The sequence below is a fragment of the Rhabdothermincola sp. genome (assembly GCF_036846205.1).
Classification (GTDB): domain Bacteria; phylum Actinomycetota; class Acidimicrobiia; order Acidimicrobiales; family Acidimicrobilacustridaceae; genus Rhabdothermincola.
The window spans coordinates 1-12,543 of record NZ_DAIUCK010000095.1 but is presented as its reverse complement, the minus strand read 5'-3'; the positions used below and the strand labels follow the sequence as shown (position 1 = coordinate 12,543).

Below are 12,543 nucleotides of genomic sequence, written 5' to 3'. Positions count from 1 at the left end.
GACCGCCGTGGCGTCGCTGGTACGCGGCCGCCACACACGCCAGGAAGGCCTCCGGCCCCACACCCGCTGGGGGCGTGTGGTGCAGCAGCCTCGTCACCGGCTCCGCCAGGCGCACCGACAGTGCGTACCGGGCCGGGAGGGTGAGCTGCGGAGCACGCAGCAGGAAGGAGCGGAGCACGCCGTACTGCTCTTCGGTCAGCGCGGTCACGTCGAGCGACGCGGTGTAGGCCTCGTAGCCCCGCGGGGGCATGAAGCTCACGGCCACCGCCTGCGAGGCGGCGCGGCGCTCCCGCAACACGAAGGTGCCGGCCGCCAGATCACCGACCCGTTGGTCGTTGCGGGTCAGGATGATCGACAGGGCGGCGATCGAGCCGAGGAACGCGTAGATCTCGATCAGACCGAACATGGCCCGGATCGCGGCGTGCCGGAAGCGGATGGGGCCGCCTTCCCGGGTGACCACCCGCAAGCCGAGCGCCGCCTTGCCGAGGGTGCGACCTTGCCAGAGCGTCTCGAACCCCGCCGGGTAGCCGACCAGCACGAGGAAGGTGAGCACCAGCGCGGCGATGGTGGCGGCGGTCTCGAGCAACGGGCTGGAGGCGGCCACGATGCCCGCCACCGTCCACACCCCGATGAGGGTGACGGCCTGCACCAGCAGGTCGATGAGCTCCGCGATGGTGCGTGAGCCGACGCTGGCGGTGTCGAACTCGAGGAGGACGGCTTCGGGAGTGACGATGCCGGAGGGCTGGGCGGTGCTCATGCAGGGAGGCCACTACCGTAACGGGTGGGTGGACATCGACCGGTACATCAGCTCCAACGAGGCCACCTGGGTCCGCCTCGACGAGCTGACCCGGCGCGCCCGGCAGCGGGTGGCCGCGCTGGACGACGGCGAGCTCGACGAGCTGGTGGCGCTCTACCAGCGCAGCACGGCGCAGCTCTCCTATGCGCAGACCTACTTCCGCGACCCGGCCCTCACCGCCCGCCTCACCAAGCTGGTGGCGGCCGCCGCGCAGGTCATCTACGGCAAGCGACCGCGCACCGCGCAGACGATCGTCGGCTTCTTCGCCACGACCTTCCCCGCCGCGGTGTGGCACAACCGGCGCTTCATGGCCGTCGCCGCGGTGGCCTTCTTCGGCCCCGCGGTGCTGGTGGCAGTGTGGCTGCTCAACAGCCGGGCCGCGCTGGATGCCTCCGGGAGCGCGGCGGAGCGCACGCACTACGTCGAGCAGCAGTTCGAGCAGTACTACTCGGCGCAGCCGAGCGCGCAGTTCTTCACCCAGGTGACCACCAACAACATCCGCGTCGGGTTCATGGCCTTCGCGCTCGGTGGGATCGCCTGCGTCCCGGGTGTCGCCATCCTGGCCTTCAACGGGGTGTCGTTGGGTCAGGCCGCGGCGTGGATGATCAGCGAGGGCGACACGCTGCGCTTCTTCGGCCTGATCCTGCCGCACGGTGCCCTGGAGCTCACGGCCATCGTGTTCGCCGGTGGTGCCGGGCTGGCCGTGGGGTGGGCGCTGATCGCCCCCGGTGACCGGCTCCGCAGCGAGGCGGTCGCCGAGGAAGGCCGGCGGGCGGCGGCGATCGCGCTGGGGCTGATGGCCACGTTCGTGGCCGCGGGGCTGATCGAGGGCTTCGTGACCGGCAGCGGCCTGCCGGCGGCGGTGCGGGTGGGCATCGGGCTCACCGCCTGGGCGGTGTTCGTCGCGTACCTGTGGCGGAGGGGCCGGGCGGCGGCCGCCCAGGGCCTCACCGGCGCGCTCGGCGAGCGACCCGCTGACGTCGCGGGCGTGTTCCCCGTCGCCACCTCGGGCAGGTGAGCATCGTCCTGGCACCACGCCCTGCTCGACGTGTTCGGGAGTGAAGAGGGGCACGACCAGCTCAGAGGCGGCCGGTGGCCTTGACCTTCAGGTACGCGTCGGCCAACCGCGGGGCCAGCTCCCCGGGGGGTGCGTCCACGACCGTCGCGCCCGCACCGCGCAACCGGGCCGTGGTGCGCTGGCGCTCCTCGAGGGCCACGATCGCCGCTCCCTTGCGGTACGCCTCCGAGGCATCGCGGGGCGACGAGCGGGCCCAGGACACCACCTCGGGGTCGCGCACCGCGGCCACCACCACGAGGTGGCTGCGAGCGATCAACCCCAGCGCGGGCAGCAGCGTCTCGCCCACCGCCTGCTCGACCAGGTCGGTGAACACCACCAGCATCGCCCGCCGGCGGAACCGGGCCAGGGTCTGCGTGCACGCGCCCCGGTAGTCGCTCTCGGCGAGCTGGGGTTCGAGCTCGTACATGGCTTCGGTCACCCGGGTGAGCTGGTCACGGGTGTGCCCTGGGGGGACGACCGCCCGCACCGTGCGGTCGAAGGCCACCAGCCCGGCGCGGTCACCGAGCCGGGTGGCGACCGCGGTGAGCATCATCACCGCGTCCATGGCGTGCTCCACCCTCGGGACGCCGTCGACCCTGCCGGCCATCACCCGGCCGTTGTCGAGCAGGCTGATGACCGTCTGGTTCCGCTCGGCCCGGTAGGTGCGCACGATCGCCTTGCCTGACCGGGCCGTGGCCGCCCAGTCGATGCGGCGGAACTCGTCGTCGACCGTGTAGTCGCGCAGCTGTTCGAACTCGGTCCCGCCGCCGTGCCCACTCGCCGAGCGCAGCCCGACCTCCACGATGCGGGCCTTGTCGATGCGCAGCTCCGCTTGGGCCCGGGACCGGAACGACGGGTAGACCCGCAGCACCGCCGGTAGCGGGCGGGTGCGCTGGCGCGACGCCAACCCCAGCGGCCCTTCGACCCGGAGCGTCAGCCCTTCGACCTCGAAGCGGCCTCGGCGGGTCGGGGCCAGCTCGGTGCGGACGTGGGCCGTCTGGTCGGGACCGACCCGAAGCCGGGCCTGACGGGTGCCCGGCCGCAGGGACGGTGCGAGCTGATCGGCGAAGGTCAACCGGACCGGCCGGGCGCCCAGGTTGGTCACCGTCCAGGTGAGCGGAGCACGTGCACCCAGGGTGACCACTTCGGGCAGCTCACGCTCGATCCGCACCGACGCCGGTGGCGGGGCGAGCAGCCCGTCGATCACCGCCGCCACCACCAGCGCGCCGTTGACCAGCCAGAACCCGGTCTCCGAGCCCAGGACGAGCACCGCCACCGCGGCGAGCGCGGCGAGCGCGGCCAGGCGACGGGTGGGGACCAGCACGATCAGCGGGGCACCGGGACGGAAGCCAGGATGCCGTCGAGCACACCGTCGGGGGTGGCGCCTTCGAGCTCCAGCTCGGGCCGGAGCAGGATGCGGTGGCGCAGCGTGGGCTTGGCGACGGCCTTCACCTCGTCCGGGGTGACGAACGGCCGCCCCGCCAGCCAGGCCCACGCCTTGGCCGCGTGCAGCAGCGCGGTGGCTCCCCGGGGGGACACCCCGAGCGAGAGCGACGGCACCTCTCGGGTGGCTCGCACCAGCGACACCATGTAGGCCTGGACCGCCGGGTCGACCCGGATGTCGCGGATCGCGGCGGCGGCTGCCGCCAGGTCGGCCGCACTGGCCACCGCTCGCACCCCCGCGGCGGCGATGTCGTGCGGGTCGAGGCCTTCGTCGTGGCGGCGCAGCACCTGCTGCTCCTGCTCGGCCGACGGGTAGCCCACGACCAGCTTGAACAGGAACCGGTCCAGCTGCGCTTCCGGCAGCGGATAGGTGCCCTCGTACTCCACCGGGTTCTGGGTGGCCACCACGATGAACGGCTCGGGCAACGGGCGGGTCGACCCCTCGATCGACACCTGGCGCTCTTCCATGGCCTCGAGGAGCGCGGACTGCGCCTTGGGTGGCGTCCGGTTGATCTCATCCGCGAGCAGCAGGTTGGTGAAGATCGGGCCCTGGCGGAAACGGAAGGTTCCCTCGGGCGCGTCGAAGATCACCTGGCCGACCACGTCGGAGGGCATGAGGTCGGGGGTGAACTGGAGGCGCTTGAAGTCGAGGTCGAGCGCCGCGGCGAGCGCTTTGACCAGCAGGGTCTTGGCGGTGCCCGGCACGCCCTCGAGCAGCACGTGGCCCCGCACCAGCAGGGCCGCGACGAGGCCACTGAGCGTGCCGTCCTGACCGACCACCACCTTCCCCACCTCCTCCCGGAGCGCGAGGATCGGTCCCCTCGGGTCAGCGTTCATGCAGAACCTCCTTGCGGATGCGATCGATCTCGCCGGCCAGCGCCACGAGCTGCCCGTCGTCGACCACCGCCGGGCCGGCGAGCACCGCGGCGATGCGGTCTCGGTCGATACCGGTGCGGGCCGCGGTGACCTCGGCCACGACGGCCGGGGTGGCGTCACGCCCCAGCCCCAGACGCTCAGCGAGCTCCCGGTGCAAGGCCCGGCGCAGCACCGCCGCGGTGCGGTCCGGTCGCCGTGAGAGCTGGGCGAGGTTCCCGACCGCGCTCACCAGCTCCGAGCCCTCGATCTGCACGGGCTGGGGCTCGACGATGACCGGTCCGAGGCGGCGGCCCCGGAACCAGCCGTAGATCCCGAAGGCCACCGCCAGCTGGGTGACGGCCAGCCAGAAGCCTCGGGGGAGCGCATCGAACAGCGAGCGATCGGACGGCACACCGCCGCTGGGGTCGAGGATCGCCACCCGGGTCCCCTCCTGCGGCGCCAGCAGCGCCACCGCCAGCCCCGCGTTGTCGGCCGCGGCGAGCAGGGAGTTGGTGAACTGGTCGGCACCACCGAGGAACACGAGCCAACCCTCCCCCCGGAGACCGGCGACCACGAAGGCCCCGCGTCCCTCGTCGAAGCACCCCTGCATGGTGGCCGGCACCTCGAAGCGCGAGTAGCTCGGCCCGACGTCGAGCTCGGCGAGCTGATCGAGCGCGGGGATCTCGCATCGCCCCTTGCGCAGTCGGCCACTGGTGGTGGCGAACGGCGAGGACCGGGTCTCGGGCGGGGGTGCGAGCGCGCTGTAGGGATCGGCGACGATCAACCGCCCGCCGTTCTCCACCCAGCGCATCACGGCCGGCTCGTCTTCCGGGGCGATCACGTTGGACAGCATGAGCGCGACCTGCGCGTCCGGGGGCGGACCGCCGGCCACGACGTCGACCTCGGCACCGAAGGACTCGAGCAGCATCACCAGGGCCTTGGTGCCGGACGGGTCGGTGGAGTCCGGCTCGTAGGCCGCGGCCCGGGGCACGGAGGTCAGCGACGAGCCGAGCGCGGCGAAGGCACCGAGCAGCACCACCACGCCCAGCGACCGCCAGTCGCCGGTGGGCAGCGGGCGCGCCGGCAGCCTCGCGGCGGGGATCACACCTGCTCCCGGCGGCGCGCCCGCTGCTCGCCCTGGCCCGCCCGCTCCGAAACCTCACCCGCGAGGGCCCGGAACCGCTCGCTCTCCGCCGGGCCTGTCGACACAGCTCCGTACCAGGCCTGCTCGAACAGCTCGGAGGCGGACGAGAACGGTGGACTCGCGGGTGGCAACCGCTCCGCCAGCTCGGCCCGGAGCTCTCCGGTCGTCCGACCGGGCAGATCCCGCACGGCACCCCGCTCGACCAGCAACGCCACCAGCGCCCGGTAGCGAGCCCGCAGCCCTTCTTTCCAGTCTCCCGCCGCTTCGAGCCGCTCCGCCTCGCCGATCCAGTCGCGCCACCGGCGGCGGCGCTCGTCGAAGGAGACCTCGACCCCGGTCTGCTCCGGTGTGGCCGGTTCACGCTGCAGCGAGCGCACGAGATGGATCACCACCCACACCACCACCGCGACGACGATGGCCACCACGATCCAGGCCACCACCGACACCGGCCGGCTCAGGTCGGGCAGCGAGAACCCCGGCGACGGTGGCGGCGCGTGGAACCGCTCGAACACGGGTCGGGAGAGGATCTCCTCCGCCCGGCGGCGAGCCTCGTCCGCGTCGGGCCCCGGCGACGGCAGGCCCCGGACCACCGCCCAGGCGGGTGCGACCCGCAGCACCTGGTCGATCACGTCACGCCCCGGCCGGCAGCACGTCGGCGGCCTGCAGCTCCAGGTCCAGACCTTCGGTGCGGATGCGAGCGTCGAGGTACAGCAACACACTCACCGACACCACCGCGGTCTGCACCACCACGCCGTACGCGGAGTTGACCAGCGCGAGACCGATCCAGTCGGCGGGCGCAGGGAGCAACTGGGTGACCAGGCCGAGCAGCAGGCCCGAGTACCGCAGCGCGGTCTCGACCAGGTAGGTGAGGAACACGACCAGCACCGCAGGCCAGTACCGCCGGCCCATGAGCGACGCAGAGCGGCGGATCCCCTCCCATGGCCCGATCCCCTCGGCGGTGATCGCGGGGGCAGTGACCACGACCAGCGCCACGAAGAACAGCAGCGGCAGGTAGCACATGGCCGCCGCCATCAGCTTCGGCACGAGCAGGATCGCCCACGCACCCACGAACGGACCACCTCGACGGAATGACGTCGCCAGTGCGTCCCGGGCCGTGATGTCCTGACCCATCACCCAGTTGGTGACGAACGCGGTGACCACGCCGCCGAGGAAGAAGAGGCTCAATGAGCTCAGCAGGGTGCCCGCGAGGAACGCCAGCACCCCCCAGCTCGACACGGTCGAGGAGCCGGCCACGCTGAGGCTCCCCCAACCCAGCCAGCCAGCGAAGGGGTTGCGGTCGAGGCCTCCCTGTCCGAGCGCCAGCACGATCTGCGGGGGCACGACCACCACCGCCGCGGCGGCCAGGACCCGCTTCGGCCGCAGCTTGATCACCCGGAACGCGCCGTCGAGCATGTCCGAGGCGGTCATCGGTCGCAACGGCACCGGCGACCGGACCGTCGGCTCCGGGCGAGCGTGGCGCCGGGTGGTGACCGGCGGGCGGCGATCGCCACCGGGCTGCTCCGAGCCGGCCTCGGGCGCGACCCACGGTGATGCGGGGCGCTGCGCGTTCCCGTCGGTGTCCACCGTCCTCCTCGGTCCCTGCGGGTGCGCCCGGCGTCGCGGGCGTGCGGGCCCGCTCATTCTGGCGCGCCAGACTGGCCCCATGGAGGGCTACCGCCCGTCGAGCTACGGCGACGCCTTCGCGGATGTCTACGACGACTGGTACCGGGACCTGCCCGGCACGCAGAGCTGCGCGGCCGCGATCGAGGGGCTCGCCGCTGGTGGGCCGGTGCTGGAGCTCGGCACGGGGACGGGCCGCTTGGCGCTCGCCATCGCGGCCCGGGGCCTGACGGTGGTCGGCCTCGACTCGTCGGCGGCCATGCTCGCCAGGTTGCGGGCCAAGCCCGGAGCGGACCGGGTGGCCGCGGTGGAGGCCGACATGGCCGCCCTGCCGTTCACGGCCCGCACGTTCGGCGTAGTGCTGGTGGCGTTCAACACCCTGTTCAACCTCCCCGACGAGCGCTCCCAGCGCCGGTGTCTGGCCGATGCCCGCCGGGTGGTCCGCGACGGCGGCCTGCTCGTGGTCGAGACGATCGTGTTCCCCGAGACCACCGAGGTCGCGCAGGGCGTCGACGTCCGCCTCATCGAGGAGGAGCGGGTGGTGCTCACCGCGTCCCGCCTCGACCCCACCGATCGCTCGGTGATCGGGCAGCACATCGAGATCACCGAGGTGGGCGTGCGCCTGCGGCCGTGGCGCCTGCACTACCTGCTCCCGGACGAACTCGACGAGCTGGCCCGGGACACCGGGTGGGTTCTCGACGGCAGGAGCGAGTCGTGGGCCGGCGAGCCGTTCACCGAGCGCAGCGAGCACCAGGTGGTCGTCTACCGGACCGGACCGGCGCGCTAGCGTCGCCGGTCGTGAGCCAGCTCAGGCTCAATCCACTCAACGGGCGCTGGGTGACCATCGCCGTCGGGCGGGCAGCTCGTCCGGGTGGCTTCGCACCACGACGACTCCCCGTCCAGACCTCCGACGACCGGCCCTGCCCCTTCTGCCCCGGCAACGAGGAAGCGACCGCGCCCGCGCTCGAGACCTACGGTCGCGACGGCCAGTGGTCGGTGCGGGTGGTGCCCAACCTCTACCCGGCGTTCAGCGGCCGGGGTCCGTTCACCGTGACCGAGCTGGGGTCGATCTTCACCGAGGCGCCAGCAGTGGGTATCCACGAGGTGCTCGTGCTCTCACCGGACCACCACGCCGGCTGGGGGGCGCTGAGCGACAAGCAGGCCGGGCTGGTCATGGCCGCGATCCGGGACCGCCTCGAGGACCATGCCCGCCTCTCGGACATCCGCTACACGCAGACCATCGTCAACCACGGCCGGGAGGCGGGTGCCTCGGTCGAGCACCCCCACGGCCAGCTCCTCGGCATCCCCTTCGTGCCTGACGAGCTCGCCGCCGAGCAGGAGCAGTTCGTCGGCTTCGCCGCGCACCACGGCACCTGCCTGCTGTGCGAGACGATCGCGGTGGAGGAGCACGAGCACCACCGGATCGTCGCGGCCACCGACCGGCTGGTGGTGGTCTGCCCGTACTGGAGCGGTGTGCCCTACGAGATGCTGGTGCTGCCGCGCCGGCACGAGCCGCACCTGGCGCACTCGTCACCCGCGGACCTGGTGGCGGTCGGGCGGGCGTTGCGGGACGCGCTGGCCGACCTCGACGCGGCGGTGGGCGACGTGGCCTACAACCTCGTGTTCCACACCGCGCCGCACCACGATCGGGGGCTGTACCACTGGCACGTGCACGTCCTGCCGCACATCACCAGCCAGGCCGGCTTCGAGGAGGGCACGGGGGTGATGATCAACATCGTGGCCCCGGAGCAGGCCGCACCCCAGCTCGCCGCCGCTCGTCGAAGGGGCTGACCGGGGTCGGGCAGCGCCGGGCCCGCTGACGGCCCTACGAGCCGCCGATGAGATGGTGGAGCTGCCCGAAGAACCCTTCGCCGTCCTCGCCGCGCATGACCTCCAGGTCGACCTGGGCCGTCGAGCGCATGACCACCCGGATCAGACCACCGAAGCGCACCTGTCCCAGCTGGACCTCGGCGATGGCACTCAACGGGACCTCGCCCAGGTACTGCTTCGGCTTGCCGGTCAGCCCGAGGCTCCAGGCCAGGATCCGACCACCGGTGAGCACCAGGGCCATCTGCTTGGCCGAGGGGAACACCACGAGCTGATCGGGGCTCGGCGGCTCGGCGGCCTGACCCAGGCTGGCGAGTCCGGCGCCGGTGGTGACCTGGGCCGGCGGGACCATCCCGTTCCAGTTGACCCGCACCGTGGCCAGGATCTCCTCGCCACGGGCCAGTGCCGGCGCCGCCAACTCCGCCAGATCGAACTTCGCCACCGCTCGTCCTCCTGTCAGAGCGCCGGCGAGCATCGCTGCTCGCCGCGGGGCCCGGCGGCGATGCTAGCCAGCGCGCCGACGGCGAGGGGGCCGGTGTCGCTCGGTCACCGTCGATTCCGGCTTCCCTACCATGAGCAGGTGCCCGCCATCCGTGTCGCCGTCACCATCGATGCGCCCCGAGGGGTGGTGTGGCGGGCGATCGAGGACATCGGCTCGCACGTCGAGTGGATGGCCGACGCCGAGGCGATCCGGTTCACCTCTGCCCGCCGGCGGGGGGTCGGCACCACGTTCGACTGCGATACGCGAGTCGGGCCGTTCCGGCTCGTGGACCGCATGGAGGTGACCGAGTGGCGGCCGGGGCGGGCCATGGGCGTCGCGCACGTGGGGGTGGTCACCGGCCGGGGGCGGTTCACGCTGCGTGGCCTGCCCGGCGGCCGGACCCGGTTCAGCTGGCGCGAGGACCTGCGCTTCCCCTGGTGGCTCGGCGGTGCGCTCGGGGCGGTGCTGGGGGGCGAGGTGCTGCGGCTGATCTGGGCCCGCAACCTGCGCAACCTGAAACGGCTGATCGAAGGCTGAGCGCGTCGATCGAGCGCTAGCGCGATGACAGGAACCCGAGCACCGGATCGGCCCAGTGGCTGGCGGCCCACAGGCACCCGACCCACAGCACCACGGTGATCGCCGCGCACGCGACCACGGCCGGGACCGCGGACCGCGTGCGCTCGTCGAGGCGGAAGACCACGAACCCCGCCAGGAGCCCGCCGAGCAACCCCCCGACGTGCCCCCCGACCGAGATGCCGGGCACCGCGAAGGTGATCACCAGGTTCAAGATGAGCAGGCCGCCGAGGCCCGACCGCCACGGATCGATGCCGCGGGCCCGCTGCGCCGCGAACGCCGCACCCAGCAGGCCGAAGATGGCCCCGGAGGCGCCGACGGTGGGTGAGGTGGGTGAGACCAGCAGCACCCCGAAGGCACCAGCGACGAGACTGGTGAGGTACAGGGCCAGGAACCTGGCCCGGCCCAGGGCCGGTTCGAGCTGGGAGCCGAGGATCCACAGCACGAGCATGTTCATGCCGATGTGGACCAGCCCGGCGTGGAGGAAGCCGCTGGTGACGATCCGCCACCACTGGCCGTCGGCGACCCCGATCGGCTGCCCGTTGCTGCCGAGTGCCGCGCCGACCAGCAGCCCCCACTCGCTGATGCGACTGTAGGAGGACGCCCACAGCGACGCCGCGCCTCCCGCCACGAGATCGGCGAGGAACACCACGGCGTTGAGGGCGATGAGCACCTGGGTGACGACCGGCCCGCCGGAGGGGGCGCGGAGGCTGCGCATCGTGTGGACCTGCTGCGCACCGGCCCGGGCGCACTCGGGGCAGTGGAAGCCGACCGAGGCCGGCACCATGCAGCTCGGGCAGATCGGCCGGCCGCACCGCTGGCAGGTCACGCCAGCGCGCCGGTCGTGGTGCCGGTAGCAGGTGACGATTCCGGTGGTCACGATCTCGACGCTACCGGCGCCGGCGACGAATCGGGGGTCGAGGGCGCCGGATGAACGGCCGCGCTCAGCGTCCGGTGAAGGTCGCCTTGCCCGGGCCGTGCTCCCGGAAGCTGGCCACCCCGATACGGCTGTCCTCGGTGGTGAACACCTCGACGAACAGCTGCTGCTCGAGCTGCAACCCGCCGTCGAGGGTGATGTCGAGGCCGCGGTCGATGGCCCGCTTGGCCAAGCCGTGCGCCACCACAGGCCCCCGGGCCAGCTCGGCCGCGTACCCGAGGGTGGTCTCGAGCAGCTCCCCGGCGGGGACGACCCGATCGACCAGGCCCATGGCGAGGGCTTCCTCGGCCGGCACGTGCCGCCCCGTGAAGATGAGGTCCTTGGCTCGCGACGGGCCGACCAGCCGGGCCAGCCGCTGGGTCCCTCCCCCGCCGGGGATGATGCCGAGGAGGATCTCCGGTTGCCCCAACCGGGCGCTCTCGGCCGCGAATCGCAGGTCACAGGCCAGCGCCAGCTCGCAACCACCGCCGAGGGCGTAGCCGGCGATCGCGGCGATGGTCACCCGGGGCAGGTCGGCCAGCGCGTTCAGGGCGTCCAGGAACGCGGCGCCGATCTGGCGGGCCTCCTCCGGGCCGCCGAACTCGGCGATGTCGGCGCCCGCCGCGAACATCCGATCGTTGCCCGTGACCACCACCGCGCCCGGCAGGTCCGCCTCCAACTCGGCGATCACCGCCCGCAGCTTCCCGAGCAGGGCGGTGGACAGCGAGTTCACCTTGCCGTTGTCGAGGCGGATCACCGCCACGCCGTCGGGGCGCCGGTCGAGGTGGACGAGAGGAGCGTCGGTCATGGCCGTCACCGTACTGCCCTCGCCCCCACGGCTTGCCCGGCCCGGTCGCCGCGCTCACCCGCTGCCAGACTGCGGGCGACCCTCACACATCCGGAGGAGAGAGGAGAGGGCCGTGTTCAAGGAGTTCAAGGAGTTCATCGCCCGGGGGAACGTCGTCGACCTCGCGGTGGCGGTCGTGGTCGGGGCCGCCTTCACCCAGGTGGTCAACGCGTTCGCCCAGGGCATCCTGATGCAGCTGGTGGCGGCGCTGTTCGACCAGCCCGACTTCGGCGCACTGTCGATCCGGATCCGAGGCACCGACATCGTCTACGGGGCGTTCATCAACGCGGTCATCAACTTCCTGATCGTGGCGGTGGCCATGTTCCTCGTGGTCAAGGGTCTGAACACACTGCAGAAGCTGCGATCGAAGGCCGAGGAAGAGGAGCAGGAGCCGGCCGAGACCGAGGTGCAGCTGCTCACCCAGATCCGCGACGCGCTCGTCGGCCGCGAGAGCTGACGGTCAGGCTCCCGCCGCCAGCAGCCGATCGGCGGCGGTCCACGGGTCGAGCTCCCGGGCCACGACCGCCCCGACGAGCTCGTCGAACAGGGCGTCGCTCCCGAGCTGCTCAGCCTGCTCGGCCAGCCGGGCGGCGACGACGGCGTGCAGCTCGCGCGACGCCCGCTCGGTGAGGCGCCGGTCCCGCCGGCCGCTACGGGACAGCCAGTCCCGATGCTCGCCCAGCGCGCGCCACAGCTCGTCGACCCCTTCGCCCGTGATGGCGACGGTGTCGATGATCGGTGGCGACCAGCCGTCGGGAGACGAGAGCTCGAGCATCTGCTGGAGGTCGCTCCGGGTGTCCGCCGCACCCGGGCGGTCGGCCTTGTTGATCACGAAGACGTCCGCGACCTCCATCAAGCCCGCCTTGTTGGCCTGCACCGCGTCACCCCAACCGGGGTTGAGGACCACCACCGTGGTGTCGGTCTCGCTGGCCACCTCCACCTCGACCTGCCCCACCCCCACCGTCTCGATGACCACCCACGGCC

General features: G+C 72.6%; 14 protein-coding genes and 1 pseudogene. 5 read left to right on the top strand and 10 right to left on the bottom strand.

Annotation, left to right across the window (positions count from 1 at the left end; all coding sequences use genetic code 11):
* A partial coding sequence (locus V7004_RS12785) for an RDD family protein (RefSeq protein ID WP_334144436.1) occupies positions 1 to 757 on the bottom strand: 757 nt, incomplete at its 3' end.
* 28 nt (positions 758 to 785) lie between these two features.
* Here V7004_RS12785 and V7004_RS12780 point away from each other — a divergent pair.
* Complete coding sequence (locus tag V7004_RS12780) at positions 786 to 1,814, top strand: stage II sporulation protein M (RefSeq protein ID WP_334144435.1); 1,029 nt, start codon at positions 786 to 788, stop codon at positions 1,812 to 1,814.
* A 61-nt stretch (positions 1,815 to 1,875) separates the two neighbouring features.
* Here the strand turns inward: V7004_RS12780 and V7004_RS12775 are convergent, their stop codons facing one another.
* Genes V7004_RS12775 through V7004_RS12755 form a run of 5 tightly spaced genes read right to left on the bottom strand, consistent with a single transcriptional unit; the run spans position 1,876 to position 6,879 of the window.
* Positions 1,876 to 3,177, bottom strand: coding sequence for a DUF58 domain-containing protein (locus tag V7004_RS12775; RefSeq protein WP_334144434.1), 1,302 nt, complete (start codon positions 3,175 to 3,177; stop codon positions 1,876 to 1,878).
* A gap of 2 nt (positions 3,178 to 3,179) precedes the next feature.
* Complete coding sequence (locus V7004_RS12770) at positions 3,180 to 4,133, bottom strand: AAA family ATPase (protein WP_334144433.1); 954 nt, start codon at positions 4,131 to 4,133, stop codon at positions 3,180 to 3,182.
* The gene (locus tag V7004_RS12765; RefSeq protein WP_334144432.1) at positions 4,123 to 5,256 is read right to left on the bottom strand and encodes a DUF4350 domain-containing protein; all 1,134 of its coding nucleotides are present in this window, start codon (positions 5,254 to 5,256) and stop codon (positions 4,123 to 4,125) included. Before V7004_RS12765 ends, V7004_RS12770 begins: the two co-directional genes overlap by 11 nt.
* Positions 5,253 to 5,924, bottom strand: a complete 672-nt coding sequence (locus V7004_RS12760; protein WP_334144431.1) for a DUF4129 domain-containing protein — start codon at positions 5,922 to 5,924, stop codon at positions 5,253 to 5,255. Before V7004_RS12760 ends, V7004_RS12765 begins: the two co-directional genes overlap by 4 nt.
* 1 nt (position 5,925) lies before the next feature.
* Complete coding sequence (locus V7004_RS12755; protein WP_334144430.1) at positions 5,926 to 6,879, bottom strand: hypothetical protein; 954 nt, start codon at positions 6,877 to 6,879, stop codon at positions 5,926 to 5,928.
* A 79-nt stretch (positions 6,880 to 6,958) separates the two neighbouring features.
* Between V7004_RS12755 and V7004_RS12750 the strand changes: the two genes are divergently transcribed.
* Positions 6,959 to 7,702 (top strand): class I SAM-dependent methyltransferase, encoded by a 744-nt coding sequence (locus V7004_RS12750; RefSeq protein ID WP_334144429.1) that lies wholly within the window; start codon positions 6,959 to 6,961, stop codon positions 7,700 to 7,702.
* Positions 7,703 to 7,713: 11 nt separating this feature from the next.
* On the top strand, positions 7,714 to 8,706 hold the full coding sequence (galT, locus tag V7004_RS12745; protein ID WP_334144427.1) for a galactose-1-phosphate uridylyltransferase: 993 nt from the start codon (positions 7,714 to 7,716) through the stop codon (positions 8,704 to 8,706).
* A gap of 34 nt (positions 8,707 to 8,740) precedes the next feature.
* Here the strand turns inward: galT and V7004_RS12740 are convergent, their stop codons facing one another.
* Positions 8,741 to 9,184, bottom strand: coding sequence for a hypothetical protein (locus V7004_RS12740; protein WP_334144425.1), 444 nt, complete (start codon positions 9,182 to 9,184; stop codon positions 8,741 to 8,743).
* A gap of 138 nt (positions 9,185 to 9,322) precedes the next feature.
* Between V7004_RS12740 and V7004_RS12735 the strand changes: the two genes are divergently transcribed.
* On the top strand, positions 9,323 to 9,760 hold the full coding sequence (locus tag V7004_RS12735; RefSeq protein ID WP_334144422.1) for an SRPBCC family protein: 438 nt from the start codon (positions 9,323 to 9,325) through the stop codon (positions 9,758 to 9,760).
* 16 nt (positions 9,761 to 9,776) lie between these two features.
* Here the strand turns inward: V7004_RS12735 and V7004_RS12730 are convergent, their stop codons facing one another.
* Complete coding sequence (locus tag V7004_RS12730; protein WP_334144421.1) at positions 9,777 to 10,676, bottom strand: rhomboid family intramembrane serine protease; 900 nt, start codon at positions 10,674 to 10,676, stop codon at positions 9,777 to 9,779.
* A 64-nt stretch (positions 10,677 to 10,740) separates the two neighbouring features.
* On the bottom strand, positions 10,741 to 11,520 hold the full coding sequence (locus V7004_RS12725; RefSeq protein WP_334144419.1) for an enoyl-CoA hydratase/isomerase family protein: 780 nt from the start codon (positions 11,518 to 11,520) through the stop codon (positions 10,741 to 10,743).
* A 112-nt stretch (positions 11,521 to 11,632) separates the two neighbouring features.
* Between V7004_RS12725 and mscL the strand changes: the two genes are divergently transcribed.
* Complete coding sequence (mscL, locus tag V7004_RS12720) at positions 11,633 to 12,016, top strand: large conductance mechanosensitive channel protein MscL (protein ID WP_334144417.1); 384 nt, start codon at positions 11,633 to 11,635, stop codon at positions 12,014 to 12,016.
* A gap of 3 nt (positions 12,017 to 12,019) precedes the next feature.
* Here mscL and V7004_RS12715 read toward each other — a convergent pair.
* Positions 12,020 to 12,543 (bottom strand): annotated as a pseudogene (locus V7004_RS12715) (methylmalonyl Co-A mutase-associated GTPase MeaB); the annotation flags it as partial.

Excerpts from the sequence above, each read along its gene's own strand:
- V7004_RS12770 (WP_334144433.1), bottom strand. The coding sequence starts at position 4,133 with ATGAACGCTGACCCGAGGGGACCGATCCTCGCGCTCCGGGAGGAGGTG.
- V7004_RS12750 (WP_334144429.1), top strand. The coding sequence starts at position 6,959 with ATGGAGGGCTACCGCCCGTCGAGCTACGGCGACGCCTTCGCGGATGTC.
- V7004_RS12725 (WP_334144419.1), bottom strand. The coding sequence starts at position 11,520 with ATGACCGACGCTCCTCTCGTCCACCTCGACCGGCGCCCCGACGGCGTG.